General features: G+C 65.1%; 23 protein-coding genes and 1 pseudogene. 3 read left to right on the top strand and 21 right to left on the bottom strand.

What is annotated here, in order from left to right; all coding sequences use genetic code 11:
• Position 1: 1 nt before the first annotated feature.
• The 5 genes from rplE to ACX9NE_RS23555 form a co-directional block, all read right to left on the bottom strand.
• Positions 2-565, bottom strand: coding sequence for a 50S ribosomal protein L5 (gene rplE / locus ACX9NE_RS23575; protein ID WP_459363656.1), 564 nt, complete (start codon positions 563-565; stop codon positions 2-4).
• Entirely contained in the window at positions 565-882 is a 318-nt protein-coding gene (rplX, locus tag ACX9NE_RS23570; protein ID WP_459363655.1) for a 50S ribosomal protein L24, read from the bottom strand. The genes rplE and rplX overlap by 1 nt, the downstream gene beginning before the upstream one ends.
• Positions 883-1,251 (bottom strand): 50S ribosomal protein L14, encoded by a 369-nt coding sequence (gene rplN, locus ACX9NE_RS23565; RefSeq protein WP_036352708.1) that lies wholly within the window; start codon positions 1,249-1,251, stop codon positions 883-885.
• A gap of 185 nt (positions 1,252-1,436) precedes the next feature.
• Positions 1,437-2,327 carry a DUF4436 domain-containing protein gene (locus ACX9NE_RS23560; protein WP_459363679.1) on the bottom strand — a complete coding sequence of 297 codons (891 nt, stop codon included), beginning with the start codon at positions 2,325-2,327 and terminating at the stop codon, positions 1,437-1,439.
• Between the two features lie 242 nt (positions 2,328-2,569).
• Positions 2,570-3,430 (bottom strand): DUF4436 domain-containing protein, encoded by an 861-nt coding sequence (locus ACX9NE_RS23555; RefSeq protein ID WP_459363678.1) that lies wholly within the window; start codon positions 3,428-3,430, stop codon positions 2,570-2,572.
• Positions 3,431-3,822: 392 nt separating this feature from the next.
• Between ACX9NE_RS23555 and pstS the strand changes: the two genes are divergently transcribed.
• Positions 3,823-4,950, top strand: a complete 1,128-nt coding sequence (pstS, locus tag ACX9NE_RS23550; protein WP_459363654.1) for a phosphate ABC transporter substrate-binding protein PstS — start codon at positions 3,823-3,825, stop codon at positions 4,948-4,950.
• A gap of 15 nt (positions 4,951-4,965) precedes the next feature.
• Here the strand turns inward: pstS and ACX9NE_RS23545 are convergent, their stop codons facing one another.
• From ACX9NE_RS23545 to rpsJ, 16 genes are all read right to left on the bottom strand, one after another.
• Positions 4,966-5,910 carry a DUF4436 domain-containing protein gene (locus ACX9NE_RS23545; RefSeq protein WP_459363653.1) on the bottom strand — a complete coding sequence of 315 codons (945 nt, stop codon included), beginning with the start codon at positions 5,908-5,910 and terminating at the stop codon, positions 4,966-4,968.
• Positions 5,911-6,017: 107 nt separating this feature from the next.
• Positions 6,018-6,905 carry a formylglycine-generating enzyme family protein gene (locus tag ACX9NE_RS23540; RefSeq protein ID WP_459363652.1) on the bottom strand — a complete coding sequence of 296 codons (888 nt, stop codon included), beginning with the start codon at positions 6,903-6,905 and terminating at the stop codon, positions 6,018-6,020.
• 4 nt (positions 6,906-6,909) lie between these two features.
• Complete coding sequence (locus ACX9NE_RS23535; RefSeq protein ID WP_459363651.1) at positions 6,910-7,572, bottom strand: hypothetical protein; 663 nt, start codon at positions 7,570-7,572, stop codon at positions 6,910-6,912.
• Positions 7,553-9,919: an arylsulfatase gene (locus ACX9NE_RS23530; RefSeq protein WP_459363650.1), complete on the bottom strand. Its 2,367-nt coding sequence runs from the start codon at positions 9,917-9,919 to the stop codon at positions 7,553-7,555. The genes ACX9NE_RS23535 and ACX9NE_RS23530 overlap by 20 nt, the downstream gene beginning before the upstream one ends.
• A gap of 98 nt (positions 9,920-10,017) precedes the next feature.
• Positions 10,018-11,253 (bottom strand): cytochrome P450, encoded by a 1,236-nt coding sequence (locus tag ACX9NE_RS23525; RefSeq protein ID WP_459363677.1) that lies wholly within the window; start codon positions 11,251-11,253, stop codon positions 10,018-10,020.
• Between the two features lie 517 nt (positions 11,254-11,770).
• Complete coding sequence (gene rpsQ / locus ACX9NE_RS23520; RefSeq protein WP_459363649.1) at positions 11,771-12,118, bottom strand: 30S ribosomal protein S17; 348 nt, start codon at positions 12,116-12,118, stop codon at positions 11,771-11,773.
• On the bottom strand, positions 12,118-12,351 hold the full coding sequence (rpmC, locus tag ACX9NE_RS23515; RefSeq protein ID WP_459363648.1) for a 50S ribosomal protein L29: 234 nt from the start codon (positions 12,349-12,351) through the stop codon (positions 12,118-12,120). Before rpmC ends, rpsQ begins: the two co-directional genes overlap by 1 nt.
• Positions 12,351-12,767 (bottom strand): 50S ribosomal protein L16, encoded by a 417-nt coding sequence (gene rplP / locus ACX9NE_RS23510; RefSeq protein ID WP_055576361.1) that lies wholly within the window; start codon positions 12,765-12,767, stop codon positions 12,351-12,353. Before rplP ends, rpmC begins: the two co-directional genes overlap by 1 nt.
• 3 nt (positions 12,768-12,770) lie before the next feature.
• Positions 12,771-13,604, bottom strand: a complete 834-nt coding sequence (gene rpsC, locus ACX9NE_RS23505; RefSeq protein ID WP_459363647.1) for a 30S ribosomal protein S3 — start codon at positions 13,602-13,604, stop codon at positions 12,771-12,773.
• Entirely contained in the window at positions 13,604-14,161 is a 558-nt protein-coding gene (gene rplV / locus ACX9NE_RS23500; protein WP_459363646.1) for a 50S ribosomal protein L22, read from the bottom strand. Before rplV ends, rpsC begins: the two co-directional genes overlap by 1 nt.
• 37 nt (positions 14,162-14,198) lie before the next feature.
• Positions 14,199-14,480, bottom strand: a complete 282-nt coding sequence (rpsS, locus tag ACX9NE_RS23495) for a 30S ribosomal protein S19 (RefSeq protein ID WP_011739061.1) — start codon at positions 14,478-14,480, stop codon at positions 14,199-14,201.
• A 74-nt stretch (positions 14,481-14,554) separates the two neighbouring features.
• Positions 14,555-15,397: a 50S ribosomal protein L2 gene (gene rplB, locus ACX9NE_RS23490; RefSeq protein WP_205876463.1), complete on the bottom strand. Its 843-nt coding sequence runs from the start codon at positions 15,395-15,397 to the stop codon at positions 14,555-14,557.
• Between the two features lie 88 nt (positions 15,398-15,485).
• On the bottom strand, positions 15,486-15,788 hold the full coding sequence (rplW, locus tag ACX9NE_RS23485; protein ID WP_065137390.1) for a 50S ribosomal protein L23: 303 nt from the start codon (positions 15,786-15,788) through the stop codon (positions 15,486-15,488).
• Positions 15,788-16,450, bottom strand: a complete 663-nt coding sequence (rplD, locus tag ACX9NE_RS23480; protein WP_459363645.1) for a 50S ribosomal protein L4 — start codon at positions 16,448-16,450, stop codon at positions 15,788-15,790. The genes rplW and rplD overlap by 1 nt, the downstream gene beginning before the upstream one ends.
• Positions 16,450-17,124: a 50S ribosomal protein L3 gene (gene rplC, locus ACX9NE_RS23475; protein WP_459363644.1), complete on the bottom strand. Its 675-nt coding sequence runs from the start codon at positions 17,122-17,124 to the stop codon at positions 16,450-16,452. The genes rplD and rplC overlap by 1 nt, the downstream gene beginning before the upstream one ends.
• 13 nt (positions 17,125-17,137) lie before the next feature.
• Positions 17,138-17,443 (bottom strand): 30S ribosomal protein S10, encoded by a 306-nt coding sequence (gene rpsJ / locus ACX9NE_RS23470; protein WP_003873519.1) that lies wholly within the window; start codon positions 17,441-17,443, stop codon positions 17,138-17,140.
• A gap of 164 nt (positions 17,444-17,607) precedes the next feature.
• On the opposite strand from rpsJ, the pseudogene ACX9NE_RS23465 reads away from it, so the two are divergent.
• Positions 17,608-17,818 (top strand): annotated as a pseudogene (locus ACX9NE_RS23465) (hypothetical protein); the annotation flags it as partial.
• Between the two features lie 410 nt (positions 17,819-18,228).
• Positions 18,229-18,924 (top strand): PE family protein, encoded by a 696-nt coding sequence (locus tag ACX9NE_RS23460; protein ID WP_459363643.1) that lies wholly within the window; start codon positions 18,229-18,231, stop codon positions 18,922-18,924.
• Positions 18,925-18,930 lie beyond the last annotated feature (6 nt).

Raw genomic sequence — 18,930 nt, 5'->3', positions numbered from 1 at the left:
CTCAGTTCTCCTTGAAGGGAAAGCCGAGGGCCCGCAACAGCGCTCGTCCTTCGTCGTCGGTTGTCGCCGAGGTGACGACGCTGATGTCCATGCCGCGGACCCGGTCGATCTTGTCCACGTCGATCTCGTGGAACACCGACTGCTCGGCGAGCCCGAAGGTGTAGTTGCCGACACCGTCGAACTGTTTGGGAGACAAGCCGCGGAAGTCACGGATACGGGGCAGCGCGATCGAGGTGAGCCGGTCCAGGAACTCCCACATCCGGTCGCCGCGCAGGGTGACCCGGGCGCCGATGGGCATGCCTTCGCGCAATTTGAACTGCGCGATCGACTTGCGCGCCTTGCGGATCTCAGGCCGCTGCCCGGTGATCAATGCGAGGTCGTTGACAGCGCCGTTGATCAACTTGGCGTCGCGGGCGGCCTCCCCGACGCCCATGTTGACCACCACCTTGGTCACCGTGGGGATCTGCATGACGTTGCGGTAGCCGAACTGCTTATTGAGCGAATCCCGGATTTCGTTGCGGTAACGCTCTTTTAGACGCGGCCGGGTCTTCTCTGCAGTAGTCATCAGATGTCCTTGCCGTTGCGCTTGGAGATGCGGACTTTCTTGCCGGTCTCCTCGTCCACGCGGTAGCCGATGCGGGTGGGCTTGCCGTCGGAGTCGACCACCATCACGTTGGAGACGTGGATCGGCGCTTCCTGGGTGACGATGCCACCCGAGCGGGCACCGCGCTGGTTGGTCGAGATCGCGGTGTGCTTCTTGATCCGGTTGACGCCTTCGACCAGCACCCGGTTACGGTCCGGGTAGGCTTGAATCACCTTGCCCTTGGCCCCTTTGTCTTTACCGGCGATGACCAGCACGGTGTCGCCTTTGTGGACCTTCACCTACAACACCTCCGGGGCGAGCGAGATGATCTTCATGAACTTCTTCTCCCGCAGCTCGCGGCCGACCGGCCCGAAAATGCGGGTGCCACGCGGGTCATTGTCGGGCTTGATGATCACCGCGGCGTTCTCGTCGAACTTGATGTAGCTGCCGTCCGGGCGCCTGCGCTCCTTGACGGTGCGCACCACGACCGCCTTGACGACATCGCCTCGCTTGACGTTGCCGCCCGGGATCGCGTCTTTCACAGTGGCGACGATGACATCACCGATGCCGGCGTAGCGTCGCGACGAGCCACCGAGCACGCGGATGCACAAGATTTCCTTGGCGCCGGTGTTGTCGGCGACCTTCAACCGCGATTCCTGCTGAATCACTCGATCTCCTGACCTGGTTGACGTGTGCGCGGCAGGCGAAGACATGCTCAGTGAGCACCTGACGTGCGCGGTCTTTGTTGTCTAAGGGCACGCGGGGCCGGCTTCCACATTCCAGAAGTCAGCCGAGGTCTGCCCAAGGCAACCCCTAGAGTCTAGGGGACAGCCAGCTCAGTACCAAATTGTTGTCAGTCCCCTTGCCGTTGCCAGGCCACGATGTAGAGGATCAACGCGGTCGCCAGCCCGATCAGCACCCAGATCACCACGGCCTGATCGACCCAAGAGCCGGCAGGCGGGGAACCCGGCAGGATGTTGCGCAGCGGCACCACGGCGAACAACATCGCGGCATACCACGTGGCGAACGGTGGCAGGAACTTCCTGCGGCCGGTCAGCATTTGAATGGCCACGAACAGCGCCAGCGTCGGAAGCGCGACCAGCACCAGGCAGATGCCCAGGTCGAAGACCAGGGGTCCCTTGGCGCGCTTGACGGTGATGATGACGTTGTCCGGACGATTGTGGTCGTGACTATCCCGGCCGACTCGCGTCGCCGAAACGTCCCAGCCTTCGAGCACCCCCGTGACTTCCACCCGGGCCGGCTTGTATTGACGGCCCTCACCCGCACCGACGAGCACATCGGCCTGGATGGTGTCGGTCGTGTACGTGTCGAAGGGCCAATCGCCGGGTTCACCGTGCGCCGGAATGGTGGTGGCCACCTGCGCCGGCGACTTCCCCACCGGATACTGCAGGTCACCCAGGTCGTTCTGCGGGAAGAAGCGCACCGACGTGTCGGTGTTCAGCACGCTCAGTCGGGGATCGATCATCGAATCATCAGGTTTGACAAGCACTTTCACATCGAGTCGGTGCTCGACCGCGTGCAGCTGCTCGATCCGCACCAGGACCACGGTGTTGTCCGTGGTCGTCATGTCAGGCTCGGGCAGCGGCCCCGGCGACGTGGCCAGAAGGTGGTAGCCGAACAGCGACAACAGGTAGACGACGCCGACGCTGACCACGATGGACACATCGAGCACGATGTGACGGCGCCGACCCCTGCGGGGAGCCTGCGGGCTGTGCGCGGGCAGAGCGAAGCTCTCGTCGAGGTCGAACTGTGAACCCGCCTCGCCGGGTCGAGAACCGGCCGGCACGGCCAGGTCCCGGTGAACTGTCACTGCGGCAGATTAGCAACGGATTTGTTTGCTGACAGCTTTTGGTGCCACCTGCTACGCGCCCGTAACATTACGCGCCACGTGCGTTAACACAACGACAATCGCGCCGGTGTCCGGGGCTTGCGTGCCTTGCCCAAGAACGCCTTTGTTGATGTTGATCAGTCGCCTTGACGCACCCAGGCGACGATGTACAGACTCATCGCGGTCACCAGCGCGATCAACACCCACTGCACAATCGCCTGGTCGATCCACGAGCCGGGCGGCGGAGCGCCCGGCAGGATGTTGCGCAACGGGACGATGGCGAAGAGATTCGCGGCGTACCAGGTTGCGAACGGCGGCAGGAACTTCCTTCTGCCCATCGCCATCGGCACAGCCACCAACAGCGCCAGAGTTGGCAGGGTCACCAGCACCAGACAGATGCCCAAGTCGAAGATCAGCGGGCCCTTCGCTCGTTTGAAGGTGATGACCACATTTCCGTTGTCGGTGGCTCGGGAGGTGGGAAGCGCGGCGGGGTCGTGCATGCGGTTGACACTGATGTCCCAGCCGTCCAGCGCTCCGGTCACCTCGACGCGAGCCGGCACCTTTTTGAGGCTGTCACCGGGTCCGACGAACGCGTCGGCCGCGATGGGCTCGGTGCGATAGGAATCGAATGGCCAGTTGCCGGGGTCGCCGTGGGCTTCGACAGTGGTGCTGAGCTGCGCCGGCGCCTTGCCTTTCGGATAGTGCAGGTCGCCCAGGTCGCTGGTTGGATACAGGCGGACGGCGACGTCGGTGCCCAGCACGTCGAAGCGGTTGTCGTAGGACGAAATGCTCGGGTAGACAAGCACATTCACCAGCAGGCGATTTGCGACCGGCTTCAGCTCCTCCAGCCGGAGCTGGACGATCGTGGCGTCGCCGCCGCCTTGGCTCAGGTCCAGCGGCGGCAGCGGCCCCTCGGACCTCTGCAGCAAGTGCACGCCGACCAGCGACAGGACATAGGCGATGACCACGACCGTCAAAATGATGATCCCGATCAGAATGCGCGGCTGCTCGTGCTTCTTCGCCGCGGCCTTCTTCTTCTTTTTGTGCGGCTTGGAAACAGCCGGCTGCGACCTGCCGTCGGCCGCCGGAGGTGCGGCTTCGGTGGTCACCCAACACCTCTGCTGACGACGCGCACAGCCATAACAGCTGGTCGGGACGGCACGAGGTCAGATGCTAGCCAACCCAGAGGGCTTGTGCGCCCCGACCGATTTCGCTTCATGTGCAGTACATCTGGCGGCAACCTTCCTGCTGAGTCCGGTGCGCATCGAGACACTAGACATTCATCCGGCGCGGACATCCCGTTAATCGGATGTTTTCCCGGGGGCAGTTCCCGGCGTCGTAAATGTCAGCATGCGCTCGCACCGTCTGCCGTTCTAGAGGGTCCACCACCATGAAGCACACCCGACCGGTCGCCGTCTTGCTGGCCGCGGCAGCACTGGCACTGACGGCGTGCGGTACCAGCGCGCCGGCGACCCTGCCTTATGTCAGCGGGGCCAAAGTGGACTGCGGCGGTAAACAAACGTTGGTGGCCAGCGGCTCCACCGCACAGGCTTACGCGATGACCCGGTTCATCGGCGCTTACCACAAGGCCTGTAATCAGCAGTCGCTCGATTACAGCGCCATCGGCTCGGGTGCCGGCATCAACGAATTCCTCTCCGGCAAAACAGATTTCGCTGGATCTGACACCCCCTTATCCGGCGAGCAGTACGTCGCGGCCAGACAGCGGTGCGGCGGGGCCGACGCCTGGAACCTGCCAGTGGTGTTCGGCCCGATGGCCATCACCTACAACCTCGCCAACGTGGACACCTTGGTGCTCGACGCGCCCACGCTTGCCAAGATTTTCAATGGCACCATCACCCGCTGGGACGATCCGGCCCTCACCGCACTCAATGCATCCATGCCTGCGGAAGACATTCGCGTCGTTTACCGCAGCGATGCATCAGGCACCACCGACAACTTCCAGTCGTATCTGGACGCCGCGTCCGCCGGGGCCTGGAAGCAGGGCACCGGCAAGGCGTTCAACGGCGGCGTAGGTGTTGGTGCCGTCGGCAACAAGGGCACGGCGGAGATGGTGAAATCCACCGAAGGCGCGATCAGCTACAACGAGTTGTCGTTCGCGCTCGAACAGGGGCTCTACGCCGCCGAGATCAAGACCCCGGCCAGCCGCAGGTCGCTGCGGCCCGTACGGATCGGCACCGACACCGTCGGCAAGACCATCAGCGGCGCCAAGATCGTCGGGACCGGCAACGATCTGGTGCTCGACATCTCGTCGTTCTACAACCCGCCACAACCCGACGTCTACCCGATCGTCTTGGCCACCTATGAGATCGTCTGCTCCAGATACCCCACGCCCGATGTCGCTCTGGCGGTCAAGGCGTTCTTGCAAGCCGCGATCGGCCCGGGCCAAGTCGACCTGAACAAGCTCGGCTACATCCCGCTGCCGTCCGGGTTTCAGGCGAGGGTCTCCGAGGCCGTGGACGCGATCGGTGCGGTGGGCGGCTCGCTGCAGGCGGAATGATCCCCGCTACCGCTCTCAGTCGGACTGTTTTCGGTAGGCCTTGATGAAAAGGGTCATCGCGACGATGAGTGCGATGAGCACCCACAACGTGATGGCCTGATCGATCCACGAACCCTCCGGCGGTTTCCCGGGCAACACATTGCGCAGTGGGACGACCGCGAACAGCATGGCGGCAAACCACGAGACGAAAGGCGGCAGGAACTTTTTCTTCCCTAGAGCCATCGGGATGGAAACCCACAGCGCCAGCGCGGGCAGCGACACAAGAACCATGACAATGCCCAGGTCGAAGAGCAGCGTGCTCTTGGACCTGTGCATGGTGATGATCACATCGTCCGGCCGGGCAGAAGTCTGAGTGGATTCACCGACCCGGCGAACGGTGGCGTCCCAACCTCCCACCGATCCGATCACTTCGATCCGCGCGGGCTCTGCGGTGCGGTTCTCGCCGGTCCCGGCGAACACCTCGGCCGAGATTCGGCCGGTGGTATAGGAGTCGAAGGGCCAGTTGGCAGGATCCCCTTCCGCGTCAAGATAGGTGGTTTGCTGCGCAGGCGACTTCCCGACCGGGTACTGCAGGTCCCCCAGGTCGTTCTCCGGATACATCCGGACGGCGAGATCCTGGGTCAACACGTGAAATTTCTTGTCGAACTTCGAATCCTCGGGAATGACAAGCACACTCACCTTGAGCCGATTGTTGATCGTGTCCAGTTCCTCGATCTTCACCTGCACCACGGTGTCATCGGTGGTGCCCAGGTCCGGTTCGGGAAGCCCTTCCGCCGAGGTCGCCAGCAGGCGCATCCCGAGGAGGGAGAGCACGTAGACCATGACCACGGCCAGGATCACGCCGATGTCGATCAGGATCCGTTTGCCCCGCGACGTGGATTTCGGCGGCGGAGATGTCGGAGTCGACGGCGGCGGCGTCGTCGGTGCCGGGGGTGCGGGCGGCGGGGCCTGGTGGCTCATCGAGCGCGGCCTTTCGGTGACAGCACGGAAGAGTAGGAGTTAGGGCGAAACTCGTCACACAGTAACCGGCGATAACGCGCAGGGCGAGAGATCCACGAACTTGTTTCTCAGGGCTCCAAATCCATCACGCAACGAAACCCGATGTGGGTTGTCGCGGTGTCCTGCGATTGCGGCGAGCGGGCGGCCGGCCGGTAGCGGTGGCAGTACTCCGGCGCGCACAGGTGCGATCCGCCCTTCAGGGTCTGGCTGACCGTCGGATCGGCGGGGCCGGTCGGCGCGCAGCACGCCTTGGGCGGCTGGGTGATCCGGTGGTGTGTGCTGAACACGGTCGTGGTCCACTCCCAGACGTTGCCGATCAAGTCGACCAGACCGAACCCGTTGGCCGGGAATGCCCCCACCGGCGAGGTGCCGATCCAGCCTTGTGCTCCGTCGTTGCGATACGGGAACCTGCCCTGCCAGGTGTTGGCCATCAGCCGGCCGCCCGGTTTCTCTTCGTCCCCCCACGAGTAGGTCCCCGTCGCTCCGGCACGGGCCGCGTACTCCCATTCGGCCTCGGTCGGCAGGCGCCGCCCGGCCCACCGCGCATAGGCCGCGGCATCGGGATAGGCCACCTGCACGACGGGATGGTCGGACCGGTCGTTGACGTCACTGCCTGCCCCGAACGGCCGGCGCCAGCACGCGTCCGGCGCCCAGTCCCACCACTGCCGCCAGTCCCGTAGATCGACCGGACCCGCCGTCGGCCGGAACACCATCGCCCCCGGCACCAGGTCCGCGGGGTGGGCGCCGGGATACAGCGCCGGGTCCAGCGGCTGCTCGGCAACCGTCACATAGCCAGTGGCGGCTACGAATTCGGCGAATTGCGCGTTGGTCACCGGGTGACGCTCGACCGCGAAGGCCGCCACGGTCGCAGTGTGAATCGGCGCTTCTTCGGGATAGAAGCTCGTCGACCCCATCCGGAAGGATCCGCCCGGAAGTTCGACCAGCTCCGTCAACACGACTTCAGGGTATGACGACGGCGAAATCCTGCGTCAACGCGGACCTCGCCTCCTTGAATCCGGTCGTGCCGGAACGCGCCTGCAGGTGGATGGTGACCAGGTACTGCTTGCTATTGGTCCATATGTGGGTGACCCGGTCGGCAAAATCAATCGCACCGGATGGTCCCTGCAGGGTGCCGGTGAGTTGCTGGCTGCTGTAGCCGCAGAACGGTGATCCGGTCACCGAGAACTTCAGCCGTGGCAAAGTGCCGCCGACCGTGGCCGTGTGGCGCAGGAACGCGCTTTCGGGCGTCAGGTCGGTCGCGGTGATGGTCACCGCCGCCGACAGGGTGTCGGGACCGGTCGAGGTCAGCGCCGTGTCACCGGTACCCGGCGCCGATGTCCAGCCGTGCGGCACCGTGACGGTGATCCGCGGGGCATCCGGGTCGGAGACGGTGGCCGGAGTCGGGTCGCCGTCGCCGACGGGGGCGACCACACAGGTCGCTGCGTTCGGGGCGATGCGGTCGGCGTGCGTGGGTGCGATGCCGGGTACCGGCTCGGCGGGATCCGGATGCGGCTGCGGCGCGCCGGAACGTCCGGTATGCGTTTCGCAGCCGGTGAGAGCGCCCAGCAGGCAGGCCAGGGCCACCAGCCGTTTCGCGGACATCTCAGTCGCGCGAAAAGGCAAGCGCGAGATCCTTTTCCACGTCTTCATAGGGCCGGCCCGACAGGTCGATGGTGACCTGGGCGACGGTGGCGCCGGTGAGCGCGAAGGGTGCCTTGTACTTGCTCGACACCGCCGAGCCGCCGTTGCGGCCCACCGTGATGCCGGCACCGGCCAGCCCGAACGTTCCGGGGTGGGTGACGACGTCGGGAAGCGTGCCGACGGGGTGTTCGTCGAAGTACAGTGTCACGTTGCCGATCGGCGTATGGCTGTTCGCGACGGTCCCGGTGCGTTCGTAGCGAACCCCGAACAGGTGCCGGCCCAACGGGATCGGGCCGTTGGACTGGATCTGCTGGTGGCGTTCACCGAGGAAGTTGTACACGTATTGCAGACGGCCGTCCTGGATGAACAGCACGTGCCCGCCGTGCGCTCCACCCTGCTTGTAGAGCACCCCTTCGGCGCCGGTGGTGTCCACGGACACGTCGGCCAGCACGCCGAAGGACCGGCCACGGATCTCCGCGGCGGCGCCGATGCCGACGTCGGCGCAGTCCGGGTAGTAGATGTAGCTATCCCGGTCAGTCACCAGGTAGGGCCGGGACCGAGACATGGTTTCGAAGATGTTCAGGTCCGACAGCGGCAGCCCGTTGTACTTCTCGGCCTCCGAGTACCACAACGCTTTGAGCTCCTCGAGCTTGTCCGGTTGATCGGCGGCCAGGTCGTGGCACTGGCTGCGGTCGGCTTCGATGTGGAACAGCTCCCATCGGTCGGCGTCGAAGTGCGACCATCCGGCGGGCGTGGCAGCGTGGACGGTGTTGGCGAACCATCCCTGATGCCAGATCCCGCGGGTGCCCAGCATCGTATAGAACTGGGTCGTCTTTCCGGTGTCAGCGCCTTGATCCTCAAGAGCGGCCTTGAAACTCACTCCATCGAGCGGCTTCTGCGGGATGCCCTTGACGGTATCCGGTGGCGTCATGCCCAGCAGGTCATAGACGGTTGGGGTGATGTCGCTGACATTGACGTAGTTGTCCCGGATCTCGCCATGCGCGGCAATACCGTTGGGCCAGGAGATGATTGCCGTGTCGGCGATCCCACCTTCGTGTGAGGCGTAGCGCTTGAACAGCTTGTAGGGCGTGTTGAAGGCCATTGCCCACCCGATCGGGTAGTGGTTGTAGGTCTGCGGTCCCCCGAGCTGATCGAAGAGCTTCATGCTCTCCTCGACGGTGTCGATGTAGCCGTTGAAGAACTTGCCCTCGTTGACCGACCCGTTCGGTCCGCCTTCCCCGCTGGCACCGTTGTCGGAGATCACCACGATGATGGTGTTGTCCAGCTGGCCGGACTCTTCCAGGTAGTCCAGGATCCGGCCGATCTGGGCATCGGTGTAGCTCAGGAAGCCGGCGAACACCTCGGCCATCCGGCTGAACAGCTTCTTCTCCTCGGCGTTGAGCGAATCCCAGGGCCGGACCGTGTCCTGCAGCGGCCACGGCTCGCCGCTGGGTCCCTTGACGTCAAGATAGGGGTTGACTGGCGACAACTCGGTGTCCGGGGGAACGATGCCCATCGCCTTCTGTTTCTCCAGCGCGATCTCGCGGTACTTCTCATAGCCCATGTCGAACACGCCGTCGTACTTGTCGGCCCATTCTTTGAAGACGTGATGCGGAGCGTGACCCGCGCCGGGGCAGACATAGCTGAACCACGGTTTGTCGGGCGCGATCACCTTGGCGTCGCGGATGAACTGAATTGTCTTGTCGGCGATGTCTTTCGACAGGTGGTAGCCGTCCTCCGGCGTGGCAGGCGGACTCACCGGGTGGTTGTCGTACATCAGGTCCGGGTACCACTGGTCGGTTTCTCCGCCCATGAAACCGTAGAAGCGTTCGAAGCCGCGCGAGGTCGGCCAATGCCGCTTGGTGGCGGCCATGCTGGACTCCTCCAGCGGCGTCAGGTGCCACTTGCCCACGCAGTAGGTGTTGTAACCGCGCTCGTTGAGCACCTCGGAGAGCAACGCGGTGTCGGCCGGGATGCGCCCGTTGCAGTTGGGGAAGCCGTCGGTGAACTCTTCGATGGTGGCCATGCCGACGGTGGTGGCGTTGCGACCGGTCAGCAGTGACGCCCGGGTCGGCGAGCACAGCGCGGTGGTGTGGAACTGCGACAGGCGCACACCGCGCTCGGCGATCCGCGTCATGGCGGGCATCTCGACCAGCCCCCCGAAGCAGTCCCAGGTCGCGACGCCGGTGTCGTCCCAGACCAGGTAGAGAATGTTCGGCGCGTTCTCCGGAGCGGTCGGTGCCGCGTACGGCCCCCAGTCCGGTTCCGAATCACGAATGTCCAATTCGATCTTGCCGTTGAATTCGCCCGACCCCGACTGCCCCGTCATAAGCCGCCAGCCTCTTCTCCTGAGTAGACCACCCGAACGCCCGTGGACATTACACGCGTCAGGTAGAAAACAGCTGAGATTCGGTCAGACCGGTCGGCTCAGCGCATCTGAACCACCAAGCTGCGCAAACCATTGCGGCGGTTGCTTCCGACCCATTGCGTCGGCCCCGCCACCTCGACGCTGCTGAACCTCGGCAGCAGTTCCTCGAAGAACACCCGCAACTCCAACCGGGCCAGGGTCGCACCCAGGCAATAGTGCACGCCATGTCCGAAAGCCAGGTGCGGATTGGGCTTTCGGGTGATGTCGAACTCATCGGCCCGATCGAACACGCTGGCGTCACGGTTGGCAGAACCCTCCCACACCAGCACCTTTTGGCCCGCCTCGACCAGGTTGCCGCCCAAAATGACATCGCGGGTAGCAGTCCGCCGCTTGGACGGCGACGGCGTGGTCCAACGCACGAACTCCTCGATCGCCGTCGGCAACAGGTCCATGTCGCGGCGTAACTGCTGCCATTGGCGGGGACGTTCGGCAAGGGCGAGCAGGCCGACGGAGGTGACGCTGCGGGTGGTGTCACTGCCGGCACTGAACAGCTGATGGAAGAACAGGTACACCTCGTCATCCGAGAGGAACGGCACACCGCCGACGGTCGCATTGGCCACGATCGACAACATGTCGTCAGCGGGTTCGGCACGCTTTCGGGCGATTAGCTCGCGGCCGTAGTCACCCCGCCGAGAATCGGAGTTCTTCCCGTAGATCCTTGCTGCGTAGTCTGTTTGGGATCCTCGGAATTCCAGCACCGTCTCCAGCTCGGCCAGCAGCCAGTGCCGGTCGGACTCGGGCACCCCGAGCAGAATGCAGATCATCTGCAACGGCAGCTCTGGGGCGATGTCTGCCGCGAAGTCGAACGGGACACCGGGCTCGATGTGGTCGATCAACCGACGCGCGCGGCGGCGCAGGTCATCCTCGACGCGGCCGATCATCCGCGGTCCAAGCCCCGAGCTGACCAACCGGCGGATATCAGAGTGCCGGGGATCGTCCATCATATTGATCAGCCCGGTCACCGGCATGTCCTGCAGCAAGGTGCCGCCGAACGGTCGCCGGCCGCCGGTCTGCGACGAAAAGGTCACCGCATCACGCAGCACGGCAACGGTTTCGGCGTAAGTGGCCACCGACCAGAAGCCCTCACCATCGGGGGTGTGCTCGGAGGGCTCGTGCCAGAACACCGGCACGCGATGACGATGGGTCTCGAATACGTCGTTGGGGAAACCGTTGGCGAAGTTGCCCGGATCAGTCAGATCGACACCGAGTGGATTCGTCACCGGGCGGGTTCTCATGCGTTCCATTGGGGCAGTCGATCTTCCGGTGGGAGGCGCCGGCGCTGCTGCGTCCCTACTGGCGCGCTGGACGCTGGCTCGGACTCGTGGTGGCGTGATGGCGGTCGTGACGGTCACGATCCAACAGCGACCGTATGACCGATGGATTTCCTCTTGAGTAACTGACCCTGACGCCACCCGATCGTTGCATGCAAGGTGACGTCAGGCCAGTGGTCTGACGGGCGCTTATTCGGCGGTGTCGCCGGCGATGTAAATCGGTGCCGAGTATGCGAATTCGTGATCGCAGAACAGCATTTCATAAGACATGTCTTCGTCCTCTTTTCGCGGAGTTGTATCGATCGATATGAAACTAACAGCGGTGACCAGGTGGGCGGTATCCACCGACCGGCCCGAATGGGGTGATATCTGCTATCCCCCCGTTGGTGGACAAGCGAGGTTTCAGGAGATGAAAAACTGCCGGCCGGGTGATTGGTTCACCCGGCCGGCAGTCATCGAAATGCTCTTTCTTACTTGGCCTTTACTTCGCCTTCTCCAAGATCTCGACGAGGCGCCAGCGCTTGGTCGCCGAGAGCGGGCGCGTCTCCATCAGCGACACCCGGTCGCCGATGCCGGCGATGCTGTTCTCGTCGTGCGCCTTGACCTTCTTGGTGGTCCGGATGATCTTGCCGTACAACGGGTGCCGGACGCGATCTTCCAACTCGACGACGATGGTCTTCTGCATCTTGTCGCTCACCACGTAGCCGATGCGGGTCTTGCGACGACCGCGGGGCTTGGGCGTGGCCGGAGTGTGCTTGGGGCCCTTCTCCTTCGCGGGAGCCTCCTTGGGCGCGGCCGCCTTCGGGGCTGCTTTCTTAGCCTCTGCCATCACGATTCCTTACCGTCGGGCCCGCTGGCCAGACCCAGTTCTCGTTCACGCAGCACCGTGTAGACGCGCGCGATTTCCTGACGCACCGTGCGGAGCCGGCGGTTGTTGCTGAGCTGGCCGGTCGCCATCTGGAAGCGCAGGTTGAACAGCTCTTCCTTGGACTCGCGGACCCGCTCCTGCAACTCCTCGTCGGTGAGCTCGCGCAGTTCGCCTGGGGAAATTCCCACAGCCATCAGAACTGCTCCTCTCGGGTAACGATGCGTGCCTTGATCGGCAGCTTGTGAATCGCTCGGGTTAGCGCCGCCCGCGCGATCTGCTCGTTCGGGTAGCTCAACTCGAACAGCACCCGTCCTGGCTTGACGTTTACCACCCACCACTCCGGCGAACCCTTACCCGAACCCATCCGGGTTTCGGCGGGCTTCTTGGTCAGCGGACGGTCCGGGAAGATGTTGATCCACACCTTGCCGCCACGCTTGATGTGCCGGTTGATGGCGATACGAGCGGATTCGATCTGCCGGTTGGTCACATAGGCGTGTTCCAGTGCCTGGATGCCGTAGTCGCCGAAATTCACCGCGGTGCCACCACTGGCGATGCCGCGCTGGCGGGGGTGGTGTTGCTTGCGGTGTTTAACCTTGCGGGGAATCAACATGATTCAGCTCTCCGTGCTCTGCGCTTCAACTGCCGGCGCGCTGGCTTCGGGGGCGGCGGCGGCTTCTTCGCTACCTGCGGCGCGACCGGCGTCAGTGCCGGTCGCCGTGGTGCCCGAGGCGCCGCTGCGACGCGGACGGGTGCCCGACGGCCGCTCGCGACGCGGGCGGTCGGCGCCGGCCGGTGCGGCGGCGGCCAGCTCCCGCTTGCCGCCGACGATGTCGCCCTTGTAAATCCAGACCTTCACGCCGATCCGGCCGAAGGTCGTCTTGGCCTCGTACAGGCCGTAGTCGATGTCCGCCCGCAGGGTGTGCAGCGGGACACGGCCCTCGCGGTAGAACTCCGAGCGGCTCATCTCGGCGCCGCCGAGACGGCCCGAGCATTGCACGCGGATGCCCTTGACGTTGGGCTGGCGCATGGCCGACTGGATGGCCTTGCGCATCGCCCGACGGAACGCCACGCGGTTGCTCAGCTGCTCGGCAACGCCCTGGGCCACCAATTGTGCTTGGGACTCCGGGTTTTTCACCTCGAGGATGTTGAGCTGGACCTGCTTCTTGGTCAGCTTCTCCAGGTCGGCGCGGATACGATCGGCCTCGGTGCCGCGACGGCCGATGACGATGCCCGGCCGGGCGGTGTGGATGTCGACCCGAACCCGGTCACGGGTCCGCTCGATCTCCACGTCGGCGATACCGGCCCGCTCCAGACCGCTGGACAGCAGCCGGCGGATCGCCACGTCCTCCTTGACGTACTCGGAGTACTGCTTGTCGGCATACCAGCGTGACTTCCAGTCGGTCGTGATGCCCAGCCGGAAGCCGTGCGGATTGATCTTCTGGCCCACTAGTCTGAGCCTCCCTTCGCTTCAGAAGCCTCAGAAGTCTTGGCGGGCGCCTTCTTGGCGGGCGCTTTCGTCGCCGCTTTCTTCGCGGGTGCTTTGGTCGCCGAACTGGCAGGGGCTTTCTTGGCGGGTGCCTTGGCGGCGGCCTTGCTTCCCTCGGCCCGACGGGTCCGCGACGACTTCGAGGACCGCTCGTCCTTGCTGGGCCGGCTCTCCACGATCACCGTGATGTGGCTGGTGCGCCGCCGGATCCGGAATGCACGCCCCTGTGCGCGCGGACGGATGCGCTTGGCGGTCGGGCCCTCATCGGCGTACACCGTGGCCACCACCAGAGTGGTGGGGTCCAATCCGTTGTTGTTCTGAGCGTTCGCCGCTGCACTGGCGATCACCTTGGCCACCGGCTCGCTGGCCGCTTGCGGCGCCCAGCGCAAGATGTCGAGGGCGTCGGCCACCGACCGGCCACGCACCAGGTCGATGACCCGGCGCGCCTTGGTGGGCGACACCCGCACGAACCGCGCCACCGCGGTCGCCGACGGATATTCAGTGGTGATGGTACTCATCTCTGGCCTCTGCTCTTTAAGCTCTTCGCGCGAGCGCTCATCGCCGCTTAGACTTCCGGTCGTCCTTGATGTGTCCCTTGAAGGTGCGGGTGGGCGCGAACTCCCCCAGCTTGTGACCCACCATCGATTCCGTGACGAACACCGGGACGTGCTTGCGGCCGTCGTGCACCGCAAACGTGTGACCGATGAAGTCCGGGATGATGGTCGACCGTCGCGACCAGGTCTTGATGACCTGCTTGGTGTTCTTCTCGTTCTGCACGTCGACCTTCTTGAGCAGATGGTCGTCGACGAACGGGCCCTTCTTCAGGCTGCGTGGCATAGTTCGCTACTCCCTGTCCTCATGCATTGCCCAGTTCCTTCTCATCGCGCTGCGCGCTCTGCGTCGTCACTGGGCTAGCGCCCGTGCTTCTTGCCGGTGCGACGGCGTCGGACGATGAGCTTGTTACTGGCTTTGTTCGGGTTACGGGTACGGCCCTCGGGCTTGCCCCAGGGGCTGACGGGGTGCCGGCCACCGGAGGTCTTACCCTCACCACCGCCGTGCGGGTGGTCGACCGGGTTCATCACGACACCACGCACGGAGGGGCGCTTGCCTTTCCACCGCATACGACCGGCCTTACCCCAGTTGATGTTCGCCTGCTCGGCGTTGCCCACCTCACCGACCGTCGCGCGGCAGCGGACGTCGACGCGGCGGATCTCACCGCTGGGCATGCGCAACGAGGCGTAGGTGGATTCCTTGCCGAGCAACTGGATGCTCGAGCCGGCCGAGCGCGCCAGTTTGGCACCGCCACCTGGCCGCAACTCCACGGCGTGCACCAGGGTGCCGGCCGGGATGTTGCGCAACGGCAGGTTGTTGCCGGGCTTGATGTCGGCGTTGGCACCCGACTCGACGATGTCACCCTGCGAGAGTCCGTTCGGCGCAATGATGTAGCGCTTCTCACCGTCAAGAAAATGGAGGAGTGCAATCCTCGCGGTGCGGTTCGGGTCGTACTCGATGTGCGCGACCTTGGCGTTGACGCCGTCCTTATCGTTGCGGCGGAAGTCGATCACCCGGTAGGCGCGCTTGTGGCCACCGCCCTGGTGACGGGTGGTGATCCGGCCGTGCGCGTTACGCCCACCCTTGCTGTGCAGCGGGCGCACCAGGGACTTCTCCGGCGTCGATCGGGTGATCTCGGAGAAATCCGACACGCTGGCGCCACGACGACCCGGTGTCGTCGGCTTGTACTTACGAATTGCCATGTCTGATCAGGTCTTTCTCTCGCGCTCGCCGGGCTTAGGCACTATTGCCCGGCTCCTCCTCATCGCTTCTCTCTGCATCGTCGCCGGGCTAGGCCGGGGCTCCGAACAAGTCGATCGGCTTGCTGCCCGGTGCCAGGGTGACGATGGCGCGCTTGGTGCTCTTGCGCGTCCCGTAACCGGACCGGGTGCGCTTGCGCTTGCCCTGCCGATTCGCGGTGTTCACCGACGCGACCTTGACGGCGAAGATCTTCTCGATGGCGATCTTGATCTGCGTCTTGTTCGAGTCGGGGTGCACCACGAAGGTGTACACGTTGTCGTCAAGCAGCCCGTAGGACTTCTCGGAGATGACCGGCGCCAGGATGATGTCGCGGGGGTCAGCGATGGTTGCCATCAGGCCGAAACCTCCTCGGAAGACGCTGCGTTGGCGGTGTTGGCTGTGATGTAGGCGTTCAACGCCTCGACGCTGAACACCACATCGTCGGCACGCAGCACGTCGTAGGTGTTCAGCTGGTCCGGCGGCAGGATGTGCACACCCGGGAGGTTGCGCACGCTCTTCACGCCGGCCTCGTCGCTGCGGCCGACGACCACCAGCACCTGCTTGCGCTCGGTCAGCGTGGCCAGAAACGCCGCGGCGCTTTTTGTGGAAGGAGTTTGGCCGGGGACTATTTCGGTGACCGCGTGGATACGACCGTTACGCGCCCGGTCCGACAGCGCCCCGCGCAAGGCGGCGGCGATCATCTTCTTGGGCGTGCGCTGGCTGTAGTCGCGCGGCTTGGGGCCGTGCACCACGCCACCACCGGTGTACTGCGGAGCCCGCGTCGAGCCCTGGCGGGCGCGGCCGGTCCCCTTCTGCCGGTAGGGCTTACGGCCGCCACCACTGACCTCACCGCGGGTCTTCGTCGAGTGCGTACCCTGACGTGCCGCGGCGCGTTGGGCCGTAACAACCTGGTGCATCAGGGCGATGTTGGCCGGTGCGTCGAACAACTCGGCAGGCAGCTCGATGGAGCCGTCAACCTTGCCGGCCGGCGTCTTGACGTCAATCTTGAGAGCCATTACTTCTCACCTCGCTTGATCGCGCTGCGGACCACGACGAGTCCACCGGTGCGGCCGGGAACCGCACCCTTGATCAACAGCACGCCGTTCTCGGCGTCGACCTTGTGCACCACCAGGTTCTGCACCGTCACCCGGTCATTGCCCATCCGACCGGCCATCCGGGTGCCCTTGAACACCCTTGCCGGGGTGGCACACCCGCCGATGGAACCAGGGCGGCGGTGCACCGCCTGGGCGCCGTGGCTGGCGCCCTGACCGCGGAAGCCGTGCCGCTTCATGGTGCCGGCGAAACCCTTGCCCTTGGAGGTCCCGGTGACGTCGACGTAGGCGCCGTCGGCGAAGATCTCCGCCGTCAGCTCCTGACCGACTTCGTATTCGGCCGCGGCCTCAGCGTCGTCGAGCCGCAACTCGGCCAAATGCCGGCGCGGGTTGACACCCGCGGCCGCGTACTGACCGGTCACCGGCTTGTTGACCTTGCGTGGACTGATTTCGCCGTATGCCAATTGCACGGCGCTGTATCCGTCACGCTCCGGGGTCCGCACGCGGGTCACCACGTTCGGTCCCGCCTTGACCACAGTCACCGGCACGACTCTGTTGTTCTCGTCGAATACCTGCGTCATGCCTAGCTTGGTACCCAGCAGGCCCCGCCGCCCGGCGGAATTGCCCTGTCTCGCCATCGTTTCCGATCTCCTACTGGATGTTGACGTCGACACTGGCCGGAAGATCGATGCGCATCAATGCGTCAACCGTCTTCGGCGTGGGGTCGAGGATGTCGATCAGCCGCTTGTGTGTGCGCATCTCGAAGTGCTCCCGCGAGTCCTTGTACTTATGCGGAGAGCGGATGACGCAGTACACGTTCTTTTCCGTCGGCAGCGGCACCGGTCCCACGACGCTGGCTCCTGTACGCACAACGGTCTCGACGATCTTGCGCGCCGACGCGTCAATAGCCTCATGGTCGTAGGCCTTGAGCCTGATGCGGATCTTCTGTCCCGCCACGCTTCCTACCTCTTCTCCCACACTGTCAGCCCGTGATCGGACTTCGAGCCCTTAATCGAACGTCGGGCCCTGTATCGGGCCCGGTGCCCCCGGCGCGCGGATCGACCGCCCTGACGAGGGCCGATCCAGCGTCGCGCCGGATACTGCGCCGCTGTTTACCTGTCGTGGTTCAACCGCTCCCCGCGCTCGGGTGTGTCACCCGCACGCAGCCTTGTAGGCGGCCGAAATAGTCGCGCTCCAAGGTGGGGACCGGACGCGCCCATGGGTGGGCGCTGGTCGTATGCCCGGCCAGGGATGAACCTGGCGCAGGGCAACCTGAACAGTATGCCCCAGATCACCGCTTCGGCCAAATCCCTGGTCGTAAACCGACGGGCTACCGACCGGCAGCTCCTGGTCCATCCCGGCCGGTCCGCGGCCGCCGCTGCCAGCGCCGCTGACAGGACCTTTCATATGCTCCTCGCAGGCACGGTCGCCGCGCTCAGGCTCCGCTGTCACGATCGGGCCGGACCAGGGGGAAGCTGACCCCGTGTTCCTGCACGCGATGCATGCGTCGACCATCACGATGGCAGTCATCGTCGCGGTGGCCGCGCTGCTGATCGGATTCTGGGCGCCCGGGCGAGGCGAGCGCCAGTTGCGGCCGGCCCGCCGCCTCCGCACTGGCCGCACACGCACCCGCTCGCGTTCACCGAAAACGCCATAAGCTTCCCTCAGCCGGGCTACCATTCGATGAGGGGAAAGGTTCGTAACCGGGCTGCGGACGCGATCCATGTTTGGCTGGGGGCCGCATGTCGTACGTTATCGCTGCGCCGGAGTACCTGGCGGCGGCAGCAACGGATCTGGCGAACATCGGTTCCGCGATCAGCGACGCCAATGCCGCGGCCGCGCTCCCGACGGCCGGGGCACTGCTTCCCGCCGGTGCCGACGAGGTGTCCGCGGAGATCGCGGCGCTGTTCGGTGCGCACGCCCGGGCATTCCAGGCGCTCAGCGCCCAGGCGGCGGCATTTCACGATCAGTTCACGCAGCTGATGAATCTCGGCTCTCAGCAGTACGCCCTCAGTGAAGCGGCGAACGTGTCCAACATCCAGACCGGTCTGGTCAATATGCCGCAGCAGACGCTCGACGGCCGAACCCTGAGCGAGGGCACGTACGCAGCGTCCGCGACAGCCGCAACGGCGGCGGCGCAAACCGTGGCCGTCAGTTCTTCGCCCGCGGCTGGACCCGTGGGCTCAGCGGTGACGCCGGCAGTGGCGCCGATGGGATCGGTGCGGGCAACACTGGCGTCGGGCTCGGTGGGGTCGGCGACCCGTAAACCGATTCCGTCGCCGGCGGCCGGCGCCGCAGAGCAGGTCGCAGTCACCGAGACGGCAACGGTATCGGCGTTGCCGGCGCCACTTGCGGCGCGGGCCGTCCCGGCGGCGGTGGCCGGCGCTCCGACGGCGCGGGTTGCAGCTGCCGGCGAATCCGCGCCGGCGTCGGGCTGAGCGGCG

The sequence above is a fragment of the Mycobacterium sp. ML4 genome (assembly GCF_054515735.1).
The sequence above is the reverse complement of the archived record's forward strand: the minus strand, read 5'-3'. Positions and strand labels throughout refer to the sequence as shown.

Bases quoted from the DNA above. Each gene is read 5' to 3' on its own strand.
- rplW (WP_065137390.1), bottom strand. From the start codon at position 15,788: ATGGCAACCATCGCTGACCCCCGCGACATCATCCTGGCGCCGGTCATC.
- rpsS (WP_011739061.1), bottom strand. From the start codon at position 14,480: ATGCCACGCAGCCTGAAGAAGGGCCCGTTCGTCGACGACCATCTGCTC.
- ACX9NE_RS23460 (WP_459363643.1), top strand. From the start codon at position 18,229: ATGTCGTACGTTATCGCTGCGCCGGAGTACCTGGCGGCGGCAGCAACG.
- ACX9NE_RS23530 (WP_459363650.1), bottom strand. From the start codon at position 9,919: ATGACGGGGCAGTCGGGGTCGGGCGAATTCAACGGCAAGATCGAATTG.
- ACX9NE_RS23545 (WP_459363653.1), bottom strand. From the start codon at position 5,910: ATGAGCCACCAGGCCCCGCCGCCCGCACCCCCGGCACCGACGACGCCG.
- rplC (WP_459363644.1), bottom strand. From the start codon at position 17,124: ATGGCGAGACAGGGCAATTCCGCCGGGCGGCGGGGCCTGCTGGGTACC.
- ACX9NE_RS23525 (WP_459363677.1), bottom strand. From the start codon at position 11,253: ATGAGAACCCGCCCGGTGACGAATCCACTCGGTGTCGATCTGACTGAT.
- rplE (WP_459363656.1), bottom strand. From the start codon at position 565: ATGACTACTGCAGAGAAGACCCGGCCGCGTCTAAAAGAGCGTTACCGC.
- pstS (WP_459363654.1), top strand. From the start codon at position 3,823: ATGAAGCACACCCGACCGGTCGCCGTCTTGCTGGCCGCGGCAGCACTG.
- rplB (WP_205876463.1), bottom strand. From the start codon at position 15,397: ATGGCAATTCGTAAGTACAAGCCGACGACACCGGGTCGTCGTGGCGCC.
- rpsQ (WP_459363649.1), bottom strand. From the start codon at position 12,118: ATGGCAGAGGCTAAGAAAGCAGCCCCGAAGGCGGCCGCGCCCAAGGAG.
- rplV (WP_459363646.1), bottom strand. From the start codon at position 14,161: ATGAGTACCATCACCACTGAATATCCGTCGGCGACCGCGGTGGCGCGG.
- rpmC (WP_459363648.1), bottom strand. From the start codon at position 12,351: ATGGCTGTGGGAATTTCCCCAGGCGAACTGCGCGAGCTCACCGACGAG.
- rplP (WP_055576361.1), bottom strand. From the start codon at position 12,767: ATGTTGATTCCCCGCAAGGTTAAACACCGCAAGCAACACCACCCCCGC.
- rplD (WP_459363645.1), bottom strand. From the start codon at position 16,450: ATGGCTCTCAAGATTGACGTCAAGACGCCGGCCGGCAAGGTTGACGGC.